22 protein-coding genes and 1 pseudogene are annotated in these 25,204 nt (G+C 42.8%); 16 read left to right on the forward strand and 7 right to left on the reverse strand.

Annotated features, from left to right (window positions below):
- Positions 1–3: 3 nt before the first annotated feature.
- From B8880_RS13570 to B8880_RS13585, 4 genes are all read right to left on the reverse strand, one after another.
- Complete coding sequence (locus B8880_RS13570; protein ID WP_084258110.1) at positions 4–276, reverse strand: ACT domain-containing protein; 273 nt, start codon at positions 274–276, stop codon at positions 4–6.
- A 231-nt stretch (positions 277–507) separates the two neighbouring features.
- Positions 508–1,599 carry a redox-regulated ATPase YchF gene (ychF, locus tag B8880_RS13575; protein ID WP_084258111.1) on the reverse strand — a complete coding sequence of 364 codons (1,092 nt, stop codon included), beginning with the start codon at positions 1,597–1,599 and terminating at the stop codon, positions 508–510.
- A 20-nt stretch (positions 1,600–1,619) separates the two neighbouring features.
- Positions 1,620–2,204: an aminoacyl-tRNA hydrolase gene (pth, locus tag B8880_RS13580; protein WP_084258112.1), complete on the reverse strand. Its 585-nt coding sequence runs from the start codon at positions 2,202–2,204 to the stop codon at positions 1,620–1,622.
- A 123-nt stretch (positions 2,205–2,327) separates the two neighbouring features.
- Complete coding sequence (locus tag B8880_RS13585; RefSeq protein WP_084258113.1) at positions 2,328–4,958, reverse strand: GDYXXLXY domain-containing protein; 2,631 nt, start codon at positions 4,956–4,958, stop codon at positions 2,328–2,330.
- 126 nt (positions 4,959–5,084) lie between these two features.
- Here B8880_RS13585 and B8880_RS13590 point away from each other — a divergent pair, with 126 nt between their 5' ends.
- Positions 5,085–5,846, forward strand: a complete 762-nt coding sequence (locus B8880_RS13590) for a copper homeostasis protein CutC (RefSeq protein ID WP_084258129.1) — start codon at positions 5,085–5,087, stop codon at positions 5,844–5,846.
- 131 nt (positions 5,847–5,977) lie between these two features.
- On the opposite strand, the gene B8880_RS13595 is transcribed toward B8880_RS13590, so the two are convergent.
- Positions 5,978–6,637 (reverse strand): hypothetical protein, encoded by a 660-nt coding sequence (locus B8880_RS13595; protein ID WP_084258114.1) that lies wholly within the window; start codon positions 6,635–6,637, stop codon positions 5,978–5,980.
- A 241-nt stretch (positions 6,638–6,878) separates the two neighbouring features.
- Between B8880_RS13595 and B8880_RS13600 the strand changes: the two genes are divergently transcribed.
- From B8880_RS13600 to B8880_RS13620, 5 genes and pseudogenes are all read left to right on the forward strand, one after another.
- Entirely contained in the window at positions 6,879–7,313 is a 435-nt protein-coding gene (locus tag B8880_RS13600) for a type II toxin-antitoxin system RatA family toxin (RefSeq protein WP_084258115.1), read from the forward strand.
- Positions 7,306–7,596 (forward strand): annotated as a pseudogene (locus tag B8880_RS13605) (RnfH family protein); the annotation flags it as partial. The gene B8880_RS13600 and the pseudogene B8880_RS13605, both read left to right, overlap by 8 nt.
- Positions 7,597–7,723: 127 nt before the next feature.
- Positions 7,724–8,938, forward strand: a complete 1,215-nt coding sequence (locus B8880_RS13610) for a ribosomal protein uL16 3-hydroxylase (protein WP_084258117.1) — start codon at positions 7,724–7,726, stop codon at positions 8,936–8,938.
- 31 nt (positions 8,939–8,969) lie between these two features.
- Positions 8,970–10,373 (forward strand): exodeoxyribonuclease VII large subunit, encoded by a 1,404-nt coding sequence (xseA, locus tag B8880_RS13615; protein ID WP_084258118.1) that lies wholly within the window; start codon positions 8,970–8,972, stop codon positions 10,371–10,373.
- 101 nt (positions 10,374–10,474) lie between these two features.
- Positions 10,475–11,041 (forward strand): cytochrome b, encoded by a 567-nt coding sequence (locus tag B8880_RS13620; protein WP_208610925.1) that lies wholly within the window; start codon positions 10,475–10,477, stop codon positions 11,039–11,041.
- A gap of 82 nt (positions 11,042–11,123) precedes the next feature.
- On the opposite strand, the gene B8880_RS13625 is transcribed toward B8880_RS13620, so the two are convergent.
- Positions 11,124–12,257 carry an aminotransferase class I/II-fold pyridoxal phosphate-dependent enzyme gene (locus tag B8880_RS13625; protein ID WP_084258119.1) on the reverse strand — a complete coding sequence of 378 codons (1,134 nt, stop codon included), beginning with the start codon at positions 12,255–12,257 and terminating at the stop codon, positions 11,124–11,126.
- A 206-nt stretch (positions 12,258–12,463) separates the two neighbouring features.
- Here B8880_RS13625 and guaB point away from each other — a divergent pair, with 206 nt between their 5' ends.
- Positions 12,464–13,927, forward strand: coding sequence for an IMP dehydrogenase (gene guaB, locus B8880_RS13630; RefSeq protein ID WP_084258120.1), 1,464 nt, complete (start codon positions 12,464–12,466; stop codon positions 13,925–13,927).
- A 65-nt stretch (positions 13,928–13,992) separates the two neighbouring features.
- Complete coding sequence (gene guaA, locus B8880_RS13635; protein WP_084258121.1) at positions 13,993–15,567, forward strand: glutamine-hydrolyzing GMP synthase; 1,575 nt, start codon at positions 13,993–13,995, stop codon at positions 15,565–15,567.
- A 236-nt stretch (positions 15,568–15,803) separates the two neighbouring features.
- Here guaA and B8880_RS13640 read toward each other — a convergent pair whose 3' ends face one another.
- Positions 15,804–16,109 carry a helix-turn-helix domain-containing protein gene (locus tag B8880_RS13640; protein ID WP_244165653.1) on the reverse strand — a complete coding sequence of 102 codons (306 nt, stop codon included), beginning with the start codon at positions 16,107–16,109 and terminating at the stop codon, positions 15,804–15,806.
- Positions 16,110–16,341: 232 nt separating this feature from the next.
- On the opposite strand from B8880_RS13640, the gene B8880_RS13645 reads away from it, so the two are divergent.
- The 8 genes from B8880_RS13645 to B8880_RS13680 all read left to right on the forward strand — a co-directional run.
- Complete coding sequence (locus tag B8880_RS13645; protein ID WP_084258122.1) at positions 16,342–16,548, forward strand: hypothetical protein; 207 nt, start codon at positions 16,342–16,344, stop codon at positions 16,546–16,548.
- Positions 16,549–16,968: 420 nt separating this feature from the next.
- Positions 16,969–17,232, forward strand: coding sequence for a plasmid mobilization relaxosome protein MobC (locus tag B8880_RS13650; RefSeq protein ID WP_425273004.1), 264 nt, complete (start codon positions 16,969–16,971; stop codon positions 17,230–17,232).
- A gap of 124 nt (positions 17,233–17,356) precedes the next feature.
- Positions 17,357–17,611, forward strand: coding sequence for a helix-turn-helix domain-containing protein (locus B8880_RS13655; protein WP_084258123.1), 255 nt, complete (start codon positions 17,357–17,359; stop codon positions 17,609–17,611).
- Complete coding sequence (locus B8880_RS13660; protein ID WP_084258124.1) at positions 17,598–18,491, forward strand: ORF6N domain-containing protein; 894 nt, start codon at positions 17,598–17,600, stop codon at positions 18,489–18,491. The genes B8880_RS13655 and B8880_RS13660 overlap by 14 nt, the downstream gene beginning before the upstream one ends.
- 5 nt (positions 18,492–18,496) lie before the next feature.
- Positions 18,497–20,425, forward strand: coding sequence for a site-specific DNA-methyltransferase (locus B8880_RS13665; protein WP_084258125.1), 1,929 nt, complete (start codon positions 18,497–18,499; stop codon positions 20,423–20,425).
- A gap of 1 nt (position 20,426) precedes the next feature.
- Positions 20,427–23,390, forward strand: a complete 2,964-nt coding sequence (locus B8880_RS13670; protein ID WP_084258126.1) for a type III restriction-modification system endonuclease — start codon at positions 20,427–20,429, stop codon at positions 23,388–23,390.
- Positions 23,391–24,980 carry an ATP-binding protein gene (locus B8880_RS13675; protein WP_084258127.1) on the forward strand — a complete coding sequence of 530 codons (1,590 nt, stop codon included), beginning with the start codon at positions 23,391–23,393 and terminating at the stop codon, positions 24,978–24,980.
- 24 nt (positions 24,981–25,004) lie between these two features.
- A partial coding sequence (locus B8880_RS13680) for a transposase family protein (RefSeq protein WP_143933449.1) occupies positions 25,005–25,204 on the forward strand: 200 nt, incomplete at its 3' end.

Here is a 25,204-nt window from a genome sequence, read left to right on the forward strand (position 1 = left end):
TCCTTAAATGCGGTGCATGGCATTAAAAATATCGGTATTTTGCAGCCGCAGCTCCAGCCCTAATTTCTTGCCTTCTTCAACAAAAAATGCAGCCAACGTTTGGTAATCTTTGGCGCAAGCGCTGGTATCGACCAAAATAATCATGGTGAAAAATTCATTCATCAATTGCTGGCTGATATTGACGATATTAATTTGCTGTTCGGCTAATAATTTGGCGACATCATACACAATCCCGATCCGATCTTTGCCGATCACGGTTAATACTGAGTTGTTCATTTTTTCCTCTATTTATCGCTGTGAAAACGCTGTTTATCAGTAAGCCTTAGGGCTTCCTGACAGAATTAAAATGCACAATTTATATTGCAAAAGTAGGGGCGGATTAACTATCTGCCCACACCGCACTTTGCATTTCTCTTTTGTTGATTAATGAGTTATACCACACTTCGTAAACGGGCGGATAGTTAATCCGCTCCTACACCGCCTCATCAAACAGCATTGGTTATTTTGTTAGACATTAAAACGGAAGTGCATCACATCGCCGTCTTTAACGATATAGTCTTTGCCTTCCAAACGCCATTTCCCGGCTTCTTTGGCACCGGCTTCGCCTTTGTATTGGATAAAGTCGTCATAGGCGATCACTTCGGCACGGATAAAGCCTTTTTCAAAATCGGTGTGGATCACGGCGGCGGCTTTCGGGGCGGTTGCGCCGACGGCAACCGTCCAGGCACGCACTTCTTTTACACCGGCGGTAAAGTAGGTTTGCAGGTTTAACAATTGATAACCGGCACGGATCACGCGGTTTAAGCCCGGTTCTTCCAAGCCCAGCTCTTGTAAAAACTCATTTTTTTCGTCGTCGTCCAATTCGGCGATTTCCGATTCGATCGCCGCACACACCGGCACGACCACCGCGCCTTCGTTAGCGGCAATTTCACGCACGCGATCTAAATACGGGTTGTTTTCAAAGCCGTCTTCGTTGACGTTGGCGATGTACATGGTCGGTTTCAGGGTTAAGAAGTTGTAGCCTTTAATTGCGTGTAACTCATCTTTGTCTAAACCAACCGAGCGGATCATACCGGCATTTTCCAACACCGGCAGGATTTTCTCCATAATCGACAATTCGAATTTCGCGTCTTTATCGCCGCCTTTCGCGCGTTTAGTTAAACGTTGAATCGCTTTTTCGCAGCTATCCAAATCGGCTAACGCCAGTTCGGTATTGATGGTGTCGATGTCTTCCGCCGGATTGATTTGACCGGCAACGTGCACAATATCGTCGTTCTCAAAACAACGCACGACGTGTCCGATCGCGTCGGTTTCGCGGATATTGGCTAAGAATTTGTTACCCAGACCTTCGCCTTTGCTCGCACCGGCAACCAGACCGGCGATGTCGACAAATTCCATTGTCGTCGGCAGCACCCGTTGCGGATTGACGATTTCCGCCAGCGCATCTAAACGCGGATCCGGCATCGGTACGACGCCGGTGTTTGGCTCGATGGTGCAAAACGGATAGTTTGCCGCTTCGATGCCCGCTTTTGTCAATGCGTTAAATAGGGTCGATTTGCCCACATTCGGTAAACCAACGATACCGCACTTAAATCCCATAATATTTTCCTTTCGTGAAATTAAATTTTAAATCCATTCAAACGATTCATGGCTTTGGTCATGCCGTCTTTCAGCATGATTTCCACGCATAATGCTGCTTCGTCCACGGCTTGCTCGATTAAATTCAGTTCATTTTGCGGCGGCTTGCCCAACACATAAGCCGACACTAAATTTTTGTCGCCGGGGTGTCCGATGCCGATACGCAGACGGTGGAAGTTTTTATTATTGCCGAGGCTGGCGATAATGTCTTTCAAACCGTTGTGTCCGCCGTGTCCGCCGCCGAGTTTCAATTTTGCCGCCCCGGGCGGCAGATCCAATTCGTCGTGCGCCACCAAAATCTCTTCCGGCTGAATGCGGTAAAAATTCGCCAAGGCGCCGACCGCTTTGCCGCTGAGATTCATAAACGTGCTCGGCACAAGCAACCGCACTTCTTGACCGGCGATAAACGCACGCGCAGTATGCCCGAAGAATTTACTCTCGGCGGTTAAGTTGAGGTTATTTTGGCGACATAAACGCGCCATCAGCCATTCGCCGGCATTATGGCGCGTTTGTGCGTATTGACTGCCGGGATTGCCTAACCCGACGATTAATTTAATTTGCGACACGGTAGTTTCGTTCTTCTCGTTAAAAAACGGTTTGAGTTAAAAATGACTTGCTCTAAAACTTACTTTAAAAATAGAGGCGTATTTTACGCTAAAACCGCACTTGCTACAATCGACAACTTGCCGCTACAACCCTTTCATCTCGCTATCCAACAAACGTGCCAACAATGCCGTGCCGTTTAATACGCGGAATTCGCCGTATTTGGCTTGTTCAAAGTGGGCGGCTTGTCCTTCGGCGAAGAAGAATTGTTGTCCGGGCATTGTTAGGTTCCATAATGTGCTGTAGTCACGGATATGCAGTTTGATGGCAATGTCCGCGAGGCAATCGTGGTAATCCGTTGGCAATGTTGATTCCAACCGGCAAAGTGCTGCGCTGCCGTCCGGATTTTGTTTTAACAGGGCATATAGCTGTGTCGGGCGTTGATCAAGCCATTGTTCGAAGCGGGCATAGGCTGCTGCATCCACGTCATTGACGACATAACTTTCGCTACTGTCTTGCGCATAAATGGTGCGAGGCTGATCAACGTTCAATTCGATTCTTTTATCCTCTTGTTGTTTATCAATTGCAGACTGTACTTCATTGAGTAAATCGTAATTCAATTCCATATAATCGCCCTGCATAATCGAACGCGGATCAATCGGTGCCAGCGCGAGAATCACGGTCTTGCCGTTGTGCAGCACATTTTCGTATTTTTGAATGCTGAAGTTGCTAATAGCCAGTGTCAGCAACAGTGTGAGTACGGCGAGCGACGGTGTAGACCAACCGATTTTGCCTTGATAATTCGGGGCGGCTGTTTGTACCGCACTTGTACGACGGCGTTGGCGCTGTAAATATAGCGCGGCCAACAGGAATAAGAATGCGTTGGCTAACAGTAAAAAGGATTTATACAGCAGCGGCAAACCCAGCCAGTAATAATAATGTGTCAGAAAGCCGATAATCGCGAGCAGGGCGCAACCGAACAACAGCCGATTGTGATTCGGGTAAGCCAACAGCAGTAAAGCGAAGCCGAGCAAAATCCCGGGAGAGGCGATAAAAGCCAGCCCGAAAATTGCCAGCAGTAGCACAATGATAACCGCACTTTGTGTTTTCAACTGTTGCCGACGGCTGATCCAGAGATGGATTATCGCCGGTGACAGACAAATCAGCAGCAGGATCAATGTCGTCCAGTGCCAGCGTTCCGCCGTAAACAGGGAGTGGGTGAGAATATGGAAAAATTCACTGATATTATTGGGAACGGAGAGCGGATTTGCCTCTACTATATTCAATATATTCAAAGAGATATAAATATCCGGCTTTGCGATAAAACCGATATAAACCAGCCAAAATGCCCATGCCGCACTTTCAATATGGGCGTGATACCGCAGCGGGCGCAGGCTTAAGCAAAACAGAACCAAGCTGGCGAGCGCCAACCAATAAGCGGCATAATAATCAAACAGCAAATGCCAGAAGCTATATTGCAGCCCTTGCTCCGGTTCAAAGCCATACAGGTAATAGTTTTGAAAACTGAAAGTATATAATAAAGTGAACAGTAGTAGAATAAGACTGCCGGTTTTGATCCAATTGATCGCAATAAACAGGTAACACAGCAGGCTGATGACGACCATGCCGAGCAAATCCCAATTTTGCGCGGAAAGCGCCTCGTCCGATCGGGAGCCAAAGGTATAATTGAACAGATAATGGAAAACATAAGGCCCCAAGCCGACCATAATCAAGATACCACTGGCATATTCATTGGCTTTTTTGGTGTATAGCACCGCACCAATGGCGAGAAACGCCAGAGAGGTCATCAGAAACAGGTTGTCCGATTCAAAAATGTCTGCCACAAACAGAAAAACAATCAGCAATAGCGTCACGAGTATCGCCAGTGTAGTAAACAGGATTTGCAGCGGCCAAGGCATACCTTGTGCTTGCTGTGTATACTGCTTTTTCAAATGAATGCCGAGGGCGATCGCTGCGCCGAGGGTGACAAGCGTTGCCAGGAAAACCCCACCAATATCCCAATCACTCGTGTTTAGCAAAAAAACGTCGACGCTAAACAGTAGGCACGCCCAGTAGCCGCTTTGATTAAACAGATCGTGACGGCGTTGTTTGTAATAATAGAGCGCGCCCGCAGTCAGCAGCCACACCAAGGGTGCGTTATCACTAGAGAGCGGAAGCAGCAACATAATCAGTATGGTATTACTGACTTTGGAGATAATATGCCAATCTTGATCATGCAACGGTTTGCTGAAAATTTCGCTTAAAATCACAAAACAGAGATTTAGCAGAATCATGAAATATACTGAATGTTCATTCCACCAGGAAAACTGGAGATAGAACGCTAAGCTCAGATTACAGGTCACGAGCAACAACAACGCCGCCGCGACATTCGGCAGCGCTAGTAATAATGGGATTTGCAACAGTGACCATAATGCGAACAGCTGCCAAGGATCGGCGCCGGTTTGATAAATCTGCCCGATTAACGCCAGTAACGCACCAATCAGCACGGCGGCGATAAAGAAAAAACTGCTGCTGGCAAATTTCAACCGCACTTGCCCCAGTTTACGGTATTCGCGGTAATAACACACCATTGCCGCCGCTATGCTGACGAGGAATAAACCTTGTGTGGCGTACAGTTTGGTGAATTTGCCGAAATAGTCCCAATTGGCAGCGATCCAAGTGACTACACCGCTGCTGAGAAAACCAGCGGCGCTGAGGGTGGTCAGAATTAATAAATACGTTGACCAAGAGGCAGTGAAGAGCGGTTTGTTTGGCATAATGTCACCTGTTTGATTATTGATTGTTTAGCGATAGTAAATTCTTTTTGGTTATTCAACAAGCGATTATCTTTTTGATCAAAATATTGCTAACATCGTTGCAGGCGGAAATCAGGAGAGTAGATGATCCAAATCGAAGTTTGTGTGGACAATATTGAATCGCTGCATACGGCGCAAAAGTGCGGTGCGAGCCGAATCGAGCTGTGCGGCGCGTTGGCGTTGGGCGGCATTACGCCGAACTACGGGTTAATCGAAAGTGCGGTAGCGGTAGCGCAGATTCCGCTGTATGTCATGATCCGCCCGCGTGCAGGGGATTTTCTGTTTAGTGCCGATGAAGTCAGGATTATGCAAAGCGATATTCGATTAGCGAAAAAGTGCGGTGCGCAGGGCGTGGTAATCGGTGCGTTGACTGCAACGGCCGAGATTGATTTGGCGGCTTGCCGCCGTTTGCTCGACGCTGCTGACGGTTTGGGCGTGACATTTCACCGAGCTTTTGATTTATGCCGTGATCCGCAAACCGCACTTGAGCAGATTATCGAGTTGGGCTGCGAACGGCTTTTAACCTCAGGACAGCAACAAAGTGCGGTACAGGGCGCAGAATTGATCCGCCAACTGGTGCAACAAGCCGATAACCGCATCAGTATCATGCCCGGGGCTGGCGTGAATGCCGCCAATGCCCGCGCATTAATTGAAACCACCGGTGCAAGCGAAATTCACCTTTCCGCCGGCGGTTATCGCCACAGCGCCATGTTGGCCAACGAATCGCCAAGTATGGGCAAAGACAGCCGACAAGATCAACAAATCAACATCACCGATGGCAAAAAATTACGGGCAGTGCTGGCTGAGATTAGGGATGAATCCGCTTTGCCGTACAGCGGGCGGAATTAAGGAACACAATCGGACGCGCATTTTCAGCTTTAGGGAAAAATCTCAATTTAAGCATTAGTTTGTCATAATGAATAACAATGTTATTGATCGCTAAGCAGAGGAGATTTACTCCTCTGCTTAGCGATACCATTTTAGAATTGTTGAATGGTATTCAATGCTTCTTCTGCGCCACGGCGATTGCCGCCATATGGAATAACAAGGGTAAGACTGGTTTTCTGCTCGGTTAAATATTGCAACTCTAAAAAAGCAGTTTCAGTAATATGGCTGGTGGAAGTTGATTTACTGCCGAAGTTATAACCAAATGATGAGCCAAATACGGCGACACTGCCTTTATGCTTCGTCGTGGTGTGAACGGTTGATTCACGTTCCACTTTTGCGGAAATTAACTTTTCTTTATCAAAGATAAGCGGTTCATAATCAGTCTGTTGGTTATTGATAAACAGTAATTTGTTGATGGTATCAATGGCAAAAAGGCTAGGAGGCACTTTTGATTGCTGCGATAAGGTGGTGGAAATGCCGGATTCTCTAAGTTGTTTATTCATTAATTTTAGACAACGAGTATATTGTAGATTGGCGTAGGTTAAATTGATAATACCGAATACCAATTTAATTAAGAACAAGGCGATAAAAATAGAGATGATTAAGGTAATAATTCCATTGGTCAAATCTTTGATAAAATTCTCGACCACAATTAAACCAAAGAAAGCAATAATAACCCAAAATAGGATACGATAAACCCAATTAACTTGGTTGAGCATTTTTAGGATTTGTTGTGATTTATTTTGTTGCATAATGATCCCTTAAAGAAGAAAATAAACGGTTTTGTTATCCTACTTTAAGGGGGGGGGATGTCAAGCGCAACGATGCTTTTATTATTAGGATCTGTTGATGTTTGTTAATCTTAAAAAAGTGATTTTTGAACCGATTAAATTAGCGATAGTTATTCTTTAGATTGGTAGCGTCTCCAGTTTGATCTTGCCCCCTGCTTGGCGTATATTACGCAGATTATTTATCGCAATAACTAGGAATGTCATGCCGTCCGTTAATCAAGCTGCGTTGGTGGGCTACAGTGCCGAGCAAATGTACCAACTGGTTAATAATTATCAACAATATCCCGAATTTCTGCCGGGCTGCGTTTCCAGCCAAACGTTGACCCGCAAGGAAAACGAATTGACCGCGCAGCTGGTGATCAGCAAAGCCGGAATTAGCCAACAATTCACCACGCGCAACACCATGCAACCGAATAAACAGATCAATATGCAGTTGGTCGACGGCCCGTTTCGTTTTTTACAAGGTTATTGGCAGTTTGATGAAGTTGATGAACGATCTTGCTATATTCGCTTAAAATTGGAATTTGAATTTTCCAGTGCGTTGCTCAGTGCCGTATTTGGCAAAATTTTTGAACAATTGACGACGAAAATGATCGACGCCTTTAAAACGCGCGCAAAAGAGGTGTACGGTGGCTGAAAAAATCAATATTCAAATTGCGTATGCCTTGCCAAATAGCTATTTTTTGCAAAGTTATCAGGTCGAGGCGGGCACGATAATCCAAAATGCGATTTTGCAGTCGGGAATTTTGCAACAATATAGCGAGATCGATCTGCGCACCAATACGGTTGGCATTTTCAGCCGCTTGGCAAAATTGACCGATGTGTTACAAGACGGCGATCGGATTGAGATTTACCGCCCGTTGCTGGCTGATCCGAAAGAGATCCGCCGCAAACGGGCGGAACAGCAAAAACAGGAACAACTGGCACAAAAAGTACAAGAAAAACAGCAACGTAGCGAAGCCAAAGAACAGGCAAAAGAACAAGCCAAAAAAGTGCGGTCCAGTGCCGAATCCACTTCTACTTCCGACTCAATAAAAGGATAATCCGATGTCAAAAATTGCCTATTGTCTCCCAAATGAAATCAGTGCCGAGCAGTTTCTTACGGAATACTGGCAGAAAAAACCTTTGTTAATCAAAAACGGCTTGCCGCAAATTGTCGGCTTGTTCGAACCGCAGGATATTATCGACTTGGCACAGCAAGAGGACGTGACCGCGCGCTTGCTGAAAACGGAAATCAATACCGACGGCGAAGAATGTTGGACCTTGAAAACCAGTCCGCTTGCCAAAAAAGATTTTAATAATCTGCCTGAGCAATGGTCGGTATTAGTCCAAAATTTAGAACAATGGTCGCCGGAATTGGGTGAATTGTGGCAAGCGTTCGGTTTTATTCCGCAATGGCAACGGGACGATATTATGGTCTCTTATGCGCCGCAAGGCGGTTCGGTCGGGCGGCATTATGATGAATACGATGTGTTTTTGGTGCAGGCTTACGGACATCGCCGTTGGCAGTTAGGCAAATGGTGCGATCCGAGCACCGAATTCAAACCGAACCAACCGATCCGCATTTTTGATGAGATGGGCGAATTATTGTTGGACGAAGTGATGCAGCCGGGCGATGTACTGTATGTGCCGTCGCGTTTGTCGCATTACGGCGTGGCGCAGGACGATTGTTTAACCGTCTCTTTCGGTTTACGTTATCCGAATTTAGCCGATTTGATTGACAATATCAATGACGCGATTTGCCACCCGACACCGCACTTTAATCCGGCGGAACTGAATATTCCGTTGCGCTTGTCGCCGAATGTGCAACCGTTGGCAAAGCTGGATTCGGCGATGGTGCAAACTATGAAGCGGCAGTTGTTGGATTATCTCAGCCAATCGCCACAATTCGATCAACTGTTCCAACACGCGCTGGCAAGTGCGGTCAGCAGCCGTCGTTATGAGCTATTGCAATCGGATGATGAATTTTATCCGGAAGAATTGAGCGAGATGTTGCAAGACGGCGCGACGATTCAGCAGGACAGCAACAGTAAGATCCTTTACACCGAGCAGCCGTTTGCGTTGTATGTCAACGGTGAGTGGCTGGACGAGTTAAGCGAATTGGAAAGTGCGGTATTAAAAGATCTCGCCAACGGCGCAGTGTTGGATTGGCAAACGTTGCAAGGTTATGTCGCGGATTTAGACGATGAAATGGCAGAGGAAGTGTTGTTAGATTCGCTGTGCAGTTGGCTGGAAAATGGTTGGTTGGTGTTGGAACGGTAGTGATAAAAAAACAAACAACAACGGTAACCCCATGCAAGAAAATATCTATTCCGTCAGTCAACTGAATCAAACTGCGCGCTTGTTATTGGAAGGATCGCTTGGGCATATCTGGCTCACCGGCGAAATTTCCAACTTCAGCCAACCGGTGTCGGGGCATTGGTATCTCAGTCTGAAAGACGAAAACGCACAGCTGCGTTGTGCCATGTTCCGCATGAAAAATATGCGGGTCGGCTTTCGTCCGCAAAACGGCATGCAAGTGCTGGTGCGCGGCTCGGTCAGCTTGTATGAACCGCGCGGCGATTACCAACTGATTATCGACAGCATGCAACCGGCAGGTGACGGTTTGTTGCAGCAGCAGTTTGAACAACTGAAACAGAAACTGGCGGCGGAAGGACTGTTTGCCCAGCAGATAAAAAAAGCCATACCGCACTTTAACCGTCGTATCGGCATTGTCACCTCAAAGAGCGGTGCGGCATTGCAGGATATTTTGCACGTCTTGCAGCGGCGCGATCCGAGTTTGGAAGTGGTGATTTATCCCAGCCAAGTGCAGGGAAAAGAAGCGGTTGCGGAGATCGTACAGATGATCGAACTTGCCAACGCCCGACAAGAGGTGGACGTGCTGATCGTCGGGCGCGGCGGTGGTTCGTTGGAAGATCTGTGGTGCTTTAACGAAGAAGCGGTGGCAAGGGCGATTTTTGCGTCTTCCATTCCGATTATCAGTGCAGTCGGGCATGAAACCGATGTGACGATTGCCGATTTTACCGCCGATCTGCGTGCGCCGACACCATCAGCCGCAGCGGAATTGGTCAGTCGTGATCACAAAGAACTGCTGCAACAGCTGCAATTCCGCCAACAACATTTAGAAATCGCTTTTGACCGCCTGTTCAGTCGCAAACAGCAGCGTTTGGAACAACTGAATCTGCGTCTTGCCAACCAACACCCAAGCAAACAACTGCAAGGGCAGCGCCAACAGACCCGACAGCTGCTTGCCCGCTTAACCCAAGCCTTGCAGCGTCGTTTGGATCAACAGCGGCAACAATACCACTTTCTGCAACAGCGTTTAAGTGGCGCGATCCAACGTCAATTGGAACGCAAGCAGCACCGCTATGCCAATCTGCAGCAGCGGCTGCAACAAAATCCGCTGCCGTACCGTATCGGACAGCAGCAGCAACGGTTACGGCAACAACAAGTGCGGTTGCAGAGTTTGTTAGAGCGTAACATGATCAACAATCGTCATCGCTTAGCGGAATTGTGCTCCAATTTAAATAACCTCAGTCCGTTGAATGTGCTGGCGCGCGGTTACTCTATTACGCAAGATTCACAGGGCAAAGCGATCGTCGACAGCAGCCGGTTACAGCTGAACCAAGAGTTGCTGATCCGCTTCAGACAAGGGGCGGTGATCGGTAAAGTGGTTAAAATCATGATGGATAAATAGGCAAAACTTAAGTTTTTCTTAAGTAAATTTTGCTATATTTTGTGCGAAAAGCCATTATAATGAGCGCCGAATTTACTTTTTATTAACACAGGAACTAAGTTATGTCTTCAAAAATGAAAGATACCCGTGAGCGTTTTTCGCATATTACGCTCTCTTTGCACTGGCTGATCGCTATTTTTATTATCGGTTTGATGGCGCTGGGCGTGTACATGGGCGAAACCGCCAGTTACGGTTTGTATCCTACCCATAAATCGTTGGGGATTTTTATCTTCATTTTTATCGTGATCCGTGTGTTGTGGCGTTGGAAGAACGGCTGGCCGCAACCGGCCGGCAAGCATAGCGGTTGGGAACAAGCGTTGGCGAAATTGATCCACTGGATCTTGATTTTAGGCACATTGGCTTTCCCAATCTCAGGTATGTTGATGTCTTACGCCGGCGGACACGGTTTGCAACTGTTCGGTTTGGATTTAGTATCTGCCAACTTGGTGGACGGCAAACGCGAAGTGTTAAACGCCGCTTTGGCCGGCTCTGCCAATGCGGTGCATAAGAGCTTGCTGCCAATTATGACCGCCGCCATTTTGCTACACATCGCCGGCGCGCTGAAACACCATGTGATCGATAAAGACAACACCTTGAAACGGATGTTCGGTTTTAAGAATAACGCATAATAAACAACGCATAATAAACAACGCATAATAAACAGCACATAATAAACAAAGGGTAGCGATGACTATCCTTTATTTTTTCTTCTTAGCGGGATTTTTCTCTGTTTTTCAACCACGCTTTCAAGCGTGCTATGCCTTTGCGCATATGTTCGATGTCACGGGTGTAGGCGAAACGCAGGTAATGATGCGTGCCGTTGTTGCCGAAATCGATTCCCGGGGTGGTGGCGACTTGGATTTCAGCTAGCATTTCTTTGGCAAATTGATAGCTGTCGTCGGTGTAACGCGATACGTCCGCCCACAGATAAAACGCGCCTTGCGGTTTGAATTCGATGGTAAACAGCTGTTTTAATTCGTTATACAGATAATCCCGTCGTTGGCGGAAAGTGGTTTGGATTTGGGCTAAATACGCGTTATCAAATGCGGCTAATGCACCGTATTGGCTCAAGGTCGGGGCGCAGATAAAGATATTTTGCGCGATAATTTCCGCTTCGCGCACCTTGTGCTCCGGCACGATAATCCAGCCCAAACGTGCGCCCGGCATACAGAAATATTTGGAAAAACCGTTGATCACATACGCATCGGGATTGAATTGCAGTGCGGTGGCCGCTTGCTGTTCGTAAACCAGTCCGTGATACAGTTCGTCGGAAATAAAGGCGATGTCATGTTGGCGGCAATATGTATTTAGCGCTTGCAGGCTTTCGGCGGTGTAGATATTGCCGGTCGGGTTTGCCGGTGAAGAAATCTGTAAGGCTCGAATTTTTTCATGCTGTGCTTGCAATTGGGGCACGGTTAATTGATAGCAACTGCTTTTGTCGACCGGCATAAAGTGCGGTTCGACTTCCATCATATAGGCAAAGTTTTTGTAGCACGGATACGAGGGATCGGTCAGCCCCAATTTTTCGCCTTTTGCCAACGTCAGCGCATAAGCAATCAAAAATGCACCGCTGGTGCCCGGTGTCAATAATACCCGTTGCGGCGAAATCTCTATTTGATAAGTGTCTTGATAGTAGCGGCAGATTTTTTCGCGCAGCGCCGGTAAGCCCAGGCTTTCGGTATAACTGAATTGATCGGCGGCGACCGCACTTTGCAACGCCGCTTTGACTTTTGGCGACGGCGGCAGGTCGGGCTGCCCGATTTCAAAATGAATGGCATTCGGGTATTTGGCGGCCTCGCGCACGATATCCATCACAATAAAGGCGCTCATTTTGTCGTAACGCATAATTTTATCCTTAATAATCAAATCGCAACAATCCTACGGCAATCCGCACCGGCTTGCAATATTTGCCTGTTCGGCGGCAAAAAGCGGCGATAAAAAAGACAAAATAACGGATAAAAAAATTCACAAGCCGAAGGAAGATCTGTATAATCCAAGCGCAATATTTTTACCTTTACTTTTCCACCCCTTCAAAAAAGAGAGATATTGCAATGCTGAGAATCGCTAAAGAAGCGCTGACTTTTGATGATGTGCTACTGCTTCCTGCCCATTCCACCGTCTTGCCGAATACGGCAGATTTATCCACTCAATTAACCCAAGACATCCGTTTGAATATTCCGGTTTTATCGGCGGCGATGGATACTGTCACCGAAGCAAAACTGGCGATTTCCCTAGCACAAGAGGGCGGCATCGGCTTTATCCATAAAAACATGAGCATTGAACGCCAAGCGGATCGGGTGCGCAAAGTGAAAAAATTCGAAAGCGGTATCGTTTCCGATCCGATTACCGTGCGTCCGGATATGACTTTGCGTGCGTTGGCGGAATTAAGCAAGAAAAACGGTTTTGCCGGTTATCCGGTCACAACGGAAAGCGGCGATTTGGTCGGGATTGTCACCGGTCGTGACGTGCGTTTTGTCACCGATTTGGATCGTCCGGTAACCTCGGTGATGACACCGAAAGAGCGGTTGGTCACAGTGAAAGAGAATGAGGCGCGCGAAGAAGCGTTTTCGTTAATGCACGCCCACCGTATTGAAAAAGTGTTGGTGGTCAATGATGCGTTTAAACTGGTCGGTATGATCACGCTGAAAGATTACCAAAAAGCCGAGAGCAAACCGAATGCCTGTAAAGACAAACTGGGGCGTTTGCGTGTCGGCGCGGCGGTCGGCGCAGCGCCGGGCAATGAAGCTCGGATTGATGCGCTGGTGGAAGCCGGTGTCGATGTGTTGCTGATCGATTCTTCGCACGGCCATTCCGAAGGCGTGCTGGAGCGGGTGCGTGAAACCCGTGCCAAATATCCGGATTTGGCGATTGTCGCCGGCAACGTTGCCACTGCTGCCGGTGCGATTGCGTTGGCGGATGCCGGTGCAAGTGCGGTGAAAGTCGGGATCGGTCCGGGATCGATTTGCACCACCCGTATCGTCACCGGTGTCGGCGTGCCGCAAATCACCGCGATTGCCGATGCGGCGGAAGCGCTGCAAGGGCGCGGTATTCCGGTGATTGCCGACGGCGGTATCCGCTATTCGGGCGATTTGGCAAAAGCGATTGCCGCCGGTGCGTCCTGTGTGATGATGGGGTCGATGTTTGCCGGTACGGAAGAAGCGCCGGGCGAAATCGAATTGTATCAAGGCAGAGCGTTCAAGGCGTATCGCGGTATGGGATCGTTGGGAGCGATGACCAAAGGTTCGTCCGACCGCTATTTTCAATCCGATAATGCCGCCGATAAGCTCGTGCCGGAAGGCATTGAAGGGCGCATTCCGTACAAAGGCTTCCTGAAAGAAATTATCCACCAACAAATGGGCGGCTTGCGTTCATGCATGGGCTTAACCGGCTGCGCTACCATTGAAGAACTGCGCACCAAAGCGGAATTTGTCAAAATCAGCGGCGCAGGCATCAAAGAAAGCCATGTACACGATGTGACGATCACCAAAGAAGCGCCGAATTATCGAATGGGGTAATGTTCAAAGTGCGGTTTTTTACCATCACCGAGTGTAAAAATAAATAATTTATTAAGAGAACTTAAATGAACAACATTCACCAACATAAAATTTTGATTTTGGACTTCGGTTCGCAATATACCCAACTGATCGCCCGTCGGGTGCGTGAAATCGGGGTGTACTGCGAACTGTGGGCGTGGGACGTTTCCGAGCGAGATATCCGCGAGTTTAATCCGAGCGGGATTATTTTGTCCGGTGGCCCGGAAAGCACCACCGAAGACAACAGCCCGCGCGCACCGGAATATGTGTTCAATGCCGGTGTGCCGGTGTTGGGAATTTGCTACGGCATGCAGACTATAGCAATGCAACTGGGCGGTTTGACCGAAACGTCCGATCACCGTGAGTTCGGTTATGCGGCGGTTGAAGTGGTGCAGTCCAGCCCATTGTTTAAAGATTTACAAAATGCCTTGTCATCACAACAGCAGCCGTTATTGGACGTGTGGATGAGCCACGGCGATAAAGTGACCAAAGTACCACCGCACTTTGAAATTTCCGCCGCCACCGACTCCTGCCCGATTGCCGCAATGGCGAATAAAGAGAAACGTTTTTACGGCGTGCAGTTTCACCCGGAAGTAACCCATACCAAGAGCGGTTTGGAATTATTGACTAATTTTGTGGTCGGCATTTGCGGTTGTGCCACTCAGTGGACAGCAGACAATATTATCGAAGACGCGGTGGCGCGGATTAAGCAGCAGGTGGGCGATGACGAAGTGATTTTGGGCTTGTCCGGTGGTGTGGACTCTTCCGTGACCGCACTTTTATTGCACCGCGCGATTGGCAAAAACCTGCATTGTGTGTTTGTCGATAACGGCTTGTTGCGTTTAAACGAAGCGGAACAAGTGATGGAGATGTTCGGCGATAAATTCGGTTTGAATATTATTCATGTTAATGCCGAAGATCGTTTTCTCAACGAACTGGCAGGCGTATCCGATCCGGAAGCAAAACGCAAAGTGATCGGTAAAGTGTTTGTCGATGTATTCGATGAAGAGTCGCATAAACAAGCCAACGTCAAATGGCTGGCGCAAGGTACGATTTATCCCGATGTGATTGAATCCGCCGCTTCGAAAACCGGCAAGGCTCATGTGATTAAATCACACCACAATGTCGGTGGATTGCCGGATTATATGCAGTTAGGCTTGGTCGAGCCGTTAAAAGAGCTGTTTAAAGACGAAGTGCGCAAAATCGGCTTGGCGTTAGGCTTGCCTTATGAAATGCTTTATCGCCACCCGTTCCCGGGGCCGGGCTTGGGTGTGCGTGTGTTGGGCGAGGTGAAAAAAGAGTATTGTGATATTCTGCGTCGTGCCGATGCGATTTTTATCGAAGAATTACATAACGCCGATTGGTATCATAAAGTCAGCCAAGCCTTTACCGTATTTCTGCCGGTGAAATCGGTCGGCGTGATGGGCGACGGGCGTAAATATGACTGGGTTGTTTCAATCCGTGCCGTGGAAACCATCGACTTTATGACTGCACACTGGGCGCATTTACCGTATGATCTGCTGGGAAAAATTTCCAACCGCATCATCAACGAAGTCAACGGCATTTCGCGCGTAGTATATGATATTTCCGGCAAACCGCCGGCAACGATTGAGTGGGAATAAACGAGTAAACCTATAAAATGGCTTAAACAGTGGGTTTTAGAGCATGAAAAACGCTAACTGGGACAAAATTGGGACAGCTTGCCCAAAAGAATAATTCCAAGAATTGAGTACAGTGGCTTACATTTGAATGAAAAACGAAAGACCGTAGCTTAAATGTTACGGTCTTTTTTCGTGTTTATTTTTTTGTGAATCGACTCTTTTTTGGATAGGATAGCTTCCAGTCTTCTAGTTCTTGATCAGACATTTCTCCATTGTAGTGTTTCTTTCTCATCCCATTCAATTAAAAAATCAGAAAAATCAGAAAAATCAGAAAAATCAGGATTATCTGAGATAAGACTGGTAGTTCCTGCTTCAACAACTGGTCTGAATTTCATGTCTTTTTCATAATCAAAAACAATTTGATAGATTTCAGTATTCGATATTGGTTTGTGGTCGACTAAAGCTGAAATGTCGCACTGAAGTGCTTCTGCAATCATTTGTAGTTGATCTTTCGTTGGTGAACGATTACCGAGTTCATAATTTCTAATTGCTGCATCGGTCAAATTACCTGTGTTCTATGATGCTGAAAAATTTCCAATTCTTGATTCACTTTCAAGAGAAGACTATCACAGAATTGTTGAGAAAGACTTCAAAGGAGCAGTGGCTCAAGCAGTACAGATTTATCAAAATCATACATATGATTTTACGTTACCAAAAGAATTAAGGGATGATTTAGCACACGTCATTTAAACTCACAAGAGTGAAAATCGACATGTTCAAAACTTCTTGGATTTCATGGAATGGAAGGACTCTCAATCCGATAATAAAGATGTTCTATGTTCAGCAGAGTTTACCAGTCGATATCCAGAGACCAATGAGAAAGTATTTGCTGAGTTGATGGAAAATGAAATGGCAGGTATTTGGGTTATTGATCCATCGATTAAAAGTCGTAAAGTTACCATTGATAATATTGTTCGTGTCAGTAAAAAGTTCTATAGGTGACTTCAAACAACGCAAGAAGTTAATCAAGACGATTTACCATTTTAAAAGTTTATAAAACCTTCGCTACCACTACTTTGCTATCGAGATTAAAAGGTAGTGAGGTAGCGGTAGTGGACTTTTTCAAACTCTCAGAAAAATATCGTTAACCACTTCTCTTCTGTACTAGTCATCATAAGCGTTAAAAGTAAAAAGCGGAGGTTTCAATATCTTTTGCATTAACTTTAATAGCAAGCACAGTAAGTGTACGGACACTTACGAAAGAGCAAACATATACTTTCTGACCGCAGCCCCAAAAGTAGGCTTGAAATATGCTGCTCTTATTTCCTTGTTAGGGCGAACCCTAAGACCCCACTATAAAAAAGGAGAACGAATGCATGGAGAATAGACTTAGAAAAAATCAACTAAAAATTTATCTTACAGATGAAGAAAAAGAAGCAACTTGCAAAGTGTAAGAATATAAGCATTTTCATTAGAAAATGTGTAGCAGAAAAAGAGATATATTATGTCGATTTAAAGCCGTTTAATGAAATTCAAGGACTACTAGGCAGAGTTACTGGAAGCCTAAATCAAACGGCTGTTATCTACAAAGATGATATTCAAAATATGAAAGATCAAATTGAAAATTTATCACGAGAAATATTTGATATCCATTCTCTACTACTTGGTAGAACTAAGAAATCTTAATCGAAATAAATACGGAAATTAAATCGATATAAATCGACTAATTTCACCTATAAGCGGATTGAATTTATGATATACTAATCTTTAGGATTATAAAGAACAATTTTTCCGAAAGTGAACGTTAAACATGTCCAATTTTAGCTATGAAAAACTCTGGAAGTTACTTGCGAAAAAGAAAATGAAAAAAGAAGACCTGCGTCTAATGATAGGTGTTTCTTCTGCAACTTCCGCTAGGCTTGGTAAAAATCAAGTCGTTAGTATGGATGTGCTTGGAAAAATCTGTGACGCTTTGAATTGTAATATTGGCGATATTGTTGAATATAAAAAAGGTAATGAAAAGCTACAAGTAGCAGAAACTGGAGGAACCTATGACGAAAGATAATTCTCTCGTTCTTGTTGAAGATAATCAAATACAAAACTTGATATACACCATTCGTGGTAAACAAGTGATGGTAGATAGTGACTTAGCAAAACTGTACCAAGTTGAAACAAGAGTTTTTAATCAAGCAGTAAAGAGAAATGAAAATAGATTTCCTAATCATTTTAGATTTCGATTAACGGAAGAAGAATTCCAAAACTTGAGATCACAATTTGTGACCTCAAGTTTAGATGAAGCTCATGGAGGTAGAAGATATCTACCTTATGTCTTCACTGAGCAAGGGATAGCCATGTTGTCTGCAGTTTTAAGAAGTGATATAGCAGTAAAAGTGAGTATTCAAATTATGGATGCTTTCGTTGAAATGCGTCGTTTCTTGATAAGCAATGCTTCCCTATTTGAACGAATGGACAGAATGGAACTCAAGCAACTTGAAACAGATCAGAAGTTTGAAAAAGTCTTTAACTACATTGCAAGTCAAACGGAAGTGAAGCAAAACATATTCTTTGATGGACAAATTTACGATGCTTTTAGCTTAATTGTGGACTTGATAAAGAAAGCAAAGACCAAGCTTACACTGATTGACAACTATGTTGATATAAACACCCTCAACATGCTATGTAAGAAAAACACAGGTGTTGACGTCTTGATAGTAACTGCAGGAAAAGGTAGTTTAACAGCGCAAGATGTAACGAAATTTAATGCTCAATATCCAAAGTTATCCGTCAAAACTATGAATGACTTTCACGATAGGTTCCTTATCATCGATGATGTGGAGGTATATCATATTGGCGCATCCATCAAAGATGCAGGCAAGAAAAGCTTTGGGATTACAAAGATAGAAGATAATGACTTGATTCAAAGTCTAGTAAATAAGGTGAGGTAGAGGAAATGATAAGAGATCAGATATTAGGTAATGAAACTGTTCAACCAAATACCAAGGAAATAGAAACGCTAAAAGCTACATTTCCTCAGTTTTTTGATGAGTCTGGGCAGTTTTTACAAGATAGATTTAATGAAATGTTGAAGAGCAATGATGTTGTTCTGTCCAAAGAAGGATATGAATTGAAGTTCTTAGGAAAGTCTTATTCGAGATACCTAAGCTCAACAGCAACAGAAACATTCGTAGCACCTCTTGAAGAAGATAATGCAAAACCAGAAAATAAAGGGAGTGAAAATCTTTATATCATAGGAGATAACCTAGATGCACTTAAACATCTTCTCAACTCATACTCTGGAAAGATTAAATGTATTTATATCGATCCACCCTACAACACAGGTTTAGACGGATTTGTTTATCCAGATAATTTTAAATTTGATGCAAAAGAACTTTCAAAAGCAATAGGTATTGAGGAAGAAGAGGCAGATAGAATTTTGAACCTTGCAGGTAAAAGCTCCCACTCTGCTTGGCTTACTTTTATGTACCCAAGACTTATTCTTGCTAGAGAGTTGTTGAGTGAGGATGGGGTCATTTTCATTAGTATTGATGATAATGAGCAAGCAAATTTGAAAATGGCTTGTGATGAGATATTTGGGGAAGAAAATTTTGTATCAGAGTTAATTTGGTCATTAGGAACAGGGACACAAGCAGGGCACTTTGTAAGAGCGCATGAAAATATACTTTGTTATTTCAAAAACAAAACTATGGTCGATAATTTTTCTGGAGGAACAGGAATTATTGAACATTCTGCGTTAAAAAAAATTAGTGTGAAAAATCCTGAAAGCACATTTAGGTTTCCTGCGGGAACTAGATGGGATGCACCTGAAGGAACTGAGTTTCATGGTTCATGGGGTGGTAGTGAGTCTATGACACTAAGAGAAGGAATTATGGAATGTTATCAAGGTAAATTAAAGTATGATGTTGTTATTAGTGCAGGATATGCTATGAAAACGCAGATGAAAAATTGGTTTTCAGGAGAAGAAACATTCGATACAAAGGGGCAAAAAGTAATATCTTTCTATTTCAATGGAAATGGAATATTACGATATGAAAAAGAACGTAGCGTAATAAATCCTCCAACTGTTTTTTCAAATATGGGTAGTACAAAAACGGGAAGTGATGAGGTTCTTAGTTTATTAAACGGAGATTTTTTTGATTTTCCTAAGCCTACAAAATTAATTAATAGCATTGTTGGATGGACAACAGATGAGAACTCGACAGTCCTTGACTTCTTCTCTGGTTCAGCAACCACGGCTCATGCTGTTATGCAATTGAATGCTGAGGATGGTGGAAATAGAAAATACATCATGGTTCAACTTCCAGAAGTTATTAAAGAAGATAAACCAGCTTATCAAGCAGGTTATAGAACGATTGATGAGATTGGTCGTGAACGTATTAGACGTGCTGCTAAGAAGATTCAGGAAGATACTGGAGCAGAAATTGATTATGGCTTTAAGACTTTTAAATTAGAGCCTGTAAAACAAGATACACTTAATAAAATGATTGATTTTGATCCTGTCGGAACATTCCTAACAGAAGATATGGTCAGCGTATTTGATACGGATAAAGCGTCTGGAAAGAACTCTATTCTTGCCACTTGGTTAAATGAAGATGGTTATGGATTGACAGCTGAAACGACATCTTATGCTTTGAATGACTACAAGGCTGACTTATATCAAGATTCTTTTTACATCATCAATGAAGGACTTCACACAGAAGATGTTATGGAGTTGGTTAAACGACTAGAGACAATGGAATTAGATATCAATCGAGTTGTTGTTTATCCGTATTCTATTGAGTTTAGTGTGATGCATGAATTAAAGAAAAACATTAAAAACCTTCGTAACAATAAGTCTGTTGAAGTTATTGAGAGGTATTAATATGGCAATTAAACTTAGCATATTACCTCACCAAACGGCTTGCCTTGAAGCTGCTTCTAGGGTTTTCGAAGGAGTTGGATTTCATGAAGGAACGGAAATACACCAGAACCCTGTTTTTAACCTTAATGATGATGTAATTAAAGAGAATATAAAAGCGATTCAGTCTGGTGATGATGAACATAAAGCCATTCCAAGAACCTATCGCACAAAGAGAGACGATAACGTGCTTGGGATTGATATTCGTATGGAAACAGGCACAGGAAAGACCTACTGCTATACAAGGCTTATGTACGAGCTAAATAAACGATATGGTTTCTATAAGTTTATTTTGTTAGTACCGACAACTCCGATAAAGGAAGGAACACGTAGCTTTATTGAAGCAGATTATTCCAAACAACATTTTTCAGACCTTTATCCAGGCAGAGCAATTTCTCTTTCTGTACTAAATCCTCAAAAAAAGACAAAAGGAAGAAAGATGTTTCCTCAAGCTATTTCTGACTTTGGGAGAGGAGCTCGTCTTGAAAAGAATAGAATCAATGCATTGTTAATGAGTAGTGGTATGCTTCTTTCAAAAAAGACGATGGATAATGATTACGACCAGACTCTGTTTGGTACATTTACAAAGCCATATGATACTTTAGCTTCTACTAGACCGATTGTCATTATTGACGAACCTCATAAGTTTAAAGTGGAGAATAAAGCGTATAAGGCACTCATTGAAAGAATTAAACCTCAATGTGTGATACGTTTTGGTGCTACTTTCCCGGAAAATAGTACGACTGGTAAGAAAGACTACAATAACCTGATTTTTAATTTGGGGTCATGTGAAGCATTCAATGACAATCTGGTTAAGGGTGTTGCAACTCAAATGATTGCTCAAGAGAGTTTGAATGAAACCAAAATCAAATTGATGGATACAATCGCAAGACCAAAGTCATGTGTTTTTCGTAATGAAAAAACTGGTTCTAGCCATACGCTTCTAGTTGGAGAATCACTTTCTGTGATTGATGAAGAGTTTCATGGAATCAGTGTCGAGTCTATTGGTAAATTTGAAGATGAAGGTATTGCCAAAGGTGTAGAACTTTCTAATGGTCAAGTGATAGCTAAAGGTGATCAGATTTATGCTGGTATTTATGGTAGCACCTATCAAAATTTGATGATGCAAAAAGCGATTAAAAATCATATTGAGCAAGAACGTGAAAACTTCTTTAGAGAACGCAAAATTAAGACCCTTTCCCTGTTCTTCATTGACAGTGTTGCTTCCTATAGAGGTGAAGAATCTGAAGGAAAGTTAAGATTAGAATTTCAAGAACTTCTCATGTCAGCGCTAGAGGATGAAATAAATGATTACAACAATTCAGAAAATCCAATTTACCAAGAATACGTTGAGTATTTGAATGCTTCTATCAGTGATATTTCAAATACCAATGGTGGATATTTTGCTGAGGATAACTCAAAAGCTGATGAAGATATTCAAAAGGAAGTTGACCAAATCCTAAGAGATAAACAGAGTCTCTTATCTTTCAAAGATGACAATGGGAACTGGAATACGAGGCGGTTTATCTTTTCTAAATGGACATTAAGAGAAGGTTGGGATAACCCTAATGTTTTCCAAATTGCCAAGCTTCGTTCCAGTGGTTCTGAAATCAGCAAACTACAAGAAGTTGGTCGTGGATTGAGACTTCCGGTTGATGAGTTTGGCAATCGTGTATCGGATGAACAGTTTTACTTAACCTATCTTCATGACTATTCTGAACAAGGTTTTGCAGAAGATTTGCGTAATGAAATTAATTCTGAAGTCACTGCTACAAGTAGTTCAATCAAGGCACTTCTTCCAAAGGTTGCAAAAGATCGTGGTATGGAAGAAAACGAATTGTTTGGTAGACTTCTTATTGGTGGATTTGTAGATGTGGAAGGAAATATCAATCAAGAAAAGCAAGATGATTTCTTTGTGCAATATCCAGAGTTTAGAGTCGGAGTTGAACAAGGTAAGGTTATTGACAAAACTAAAAATCAAAGTGGAACAGTATCAATTCGCAAAGAACGTTTTATAGAGATTAAAGAACTCTGGAATAAAATCAATAGCAAATATTACTTGAGTTTGGATCAAATCTCTGATGATGAATTATTCAATGCGACTTTGGATATTCTGAATTCTAATATCTTTGGACAAATCATTGCCACAACCATTGAGCAAAGACTCACTTCTAGAGATGGCAGTATGGTAATTGAAGAAGGGCAAAATGATTACTTCGTTATTGAAGAAGTTATTCCGTATAACGAGTTTTTGACAAGAGTTCAGAAAGCGACAAGTTTACCAATCCAAATATTCCATAATGCACTTTGCGAGTATAGCAAGGAAAAAACTATTAAGAAATCATTCTTCAATAAAGAGACTTTATCGAAATTTATTATTGCCTTCCAAGATTGGTTCGAAAAAGCGTTTAATAAGCGTTTCTCATACAAGGCATTGAATATTGACGCCAAAGAGACCGCTCTTACCGATTTAAATGGTGAACCAAAGGAAACGATAGTTCAAGGTACTGTTGGAGTAATTAAAGATGATTATGCTACTGTTCCTGATAAATTCTTATATGACAAAGTTGTATATGACAGTCCTAAAGAAAAAGAGAGCATTGAGCGCAGTAATATCGATGAAGTAGTTGTATTTGGAAAAATTCCAAGAAAGAGTATTCAAGTACCTCTCTACTTTGGTGGTACAACCAGTCCTGACTTTATGTATGTGCTGAAAAAAGACGATGAGTTGATGCTTAACTTTATTGTTGAAACCAAGGGCATCAAGAAAGACTCTTCACTTCGTGAGGAAGAAAAACTAAGGATACAATCAGCTAAAAAGTTTTTTGAAACATTAGCAGAAAATGGAATCAATGTATCATTTGAAAAGCAGTTACAGTCCGACGATATTATTACGATGATTAAAAATGTTGTAAGTAGGGATAAATAAATGAAAATTAACTCAATGAAAATTAAGAATTTTAGAGGTTACAGTAGTGAAACTGAAATTATGTTTGACGACTTAACTGTAGTTGTTGGTAAAAATGATGTTGGAAAGTCAACTATCTTAGAAGCCTTGGATATATTCTTAAATGAAAGCAAAGGCACAATTAAAATTGATAAGACTGATGTTAATACTTCAGTTTCGAAAAGTGGAGACAATGAAACAGTAATTTCAGTTTGTTTTGGAGACCTTCCAGAATTTGTAGTAATTGATTCAACTGTAAGTACTAAGTTGAGTGACGAGTTTCTCTTGAACAAAAATGGGGAACTAGAAGTAATTAAAAAATATCAAAATGGGGGATCAGCCAAGACATTTCTAAAAGCATACCATCCTAGTAATCCAAAATGCTCAGATCTTTATTTAAAGAAAAATACTGATTTAAAGAAAATGATAAAAGAGGAAGACATTGAATGCGACGATCTGAGTATCAATTCTTCAATGAGAAAAGCATTGTGGGGGAAATATTCTGATGAATTGCAGTTGGATGAAGTAGAATTAGATGTTACTAAAGAAGATGCGAAAAAGATTTGGGACAAATTATTTATGTATCTTCCCGTTTATTCGCTTTTTCAGTCAGATAGAAAAAATAGTGATACCGACAGTGAAATTCAAGATCCTCTGAAGGAAGCGGTTAAGCAAATAATAAATGATGGAAGCTTACAAGAAAGCCTATCAGAAATCGCTGATTTAGTAAGAAAAAGAATTGAGGAAGTATCATCAAGAACATTAGAAAAGATTAGAGAAATGGATCCTGATATTGCAAATACTTTGAATCCGGTCATCCCGTTATCAAAAGATTTAAAATGGCAAGATGTGTTTAAAAATGTTTCGATTTCAGGCGATGAAAACATACCTATAAATAAAAGAGGTAGTGGGGTAAGAAGATTAATATTACTAAATTTCTTTAGAGCTGAAGCTGAAAGACGCGCAGAGAATAACGAAAATGCAAATGTTATCTATGCAATTGAAGAACCAGAAACATCACAACATACCAACAATCAGTGTAAATTAATCGAATCATTAAAAGAATTATCAAAACTAGATAAAACACAAATTCTTTTAACAACTCATAGTCCCAACATTGTAAAAAGGCTAGATTTTTCAAATTTAAGGCTACTCAAAGATGAAAAATCAGAAAAACAAATTTCTAGAGTCGAACCTGGACAGCTACATTATCCATCGTTAAATGAAGTGAACTATATTGCGTTTGGAGAAATTACTGAAGAATATCATAATGAACTATATGGTTTTATTGAATTACAAGGATGGTTACAAGAATTCAAATCAGATAAAGATACAATGCCGTATAATAAACAGAATAAGAATGGGAATATAAGTAACTTTAATCTAACTTTAACTGAGTATATAAGACATCAGATACACCATCCAGAAAACACAAATAATTCAAGATTCAATACAGAACAACTTAAAGACTCAATAATATTAATGAGAGAGTTTATTGAAGTCAAGGAATCTGAGCCTGAGTGCAGGGCAAGATCGCACTTTTCCTCAAAATATGATCTAATAAGCCTTTAATACGTTAAAATACAAGGTAACGTCATGGACTTATTCCGCTTTTTCGGTCAATTGGAAGACCCGCGTAAAGATATCAACCAAAAATATCCTTTTCTTGAAATCATTTTTCTGACCATGAGCGCCGTCATTTCCGGTGCGGAAGGTTGGACGGACATTAAACGGTTCGGGGAATATCATTTGGCGTGGTTGCGTCAATATTTACCTTTTGAGCGCGGCATCCCGGT

It is taken from the genome of Pasteurella testudinis DSM 23072 (genome assembly GCF_900176075.1).
GTDB classification, from domain to species: Bacteria; Pseudomonadota; Gammaproteobacteria; order Enterobacterales; family Pasteurellaceae; genus Chelonobacter; species Chelonobacter testudinis.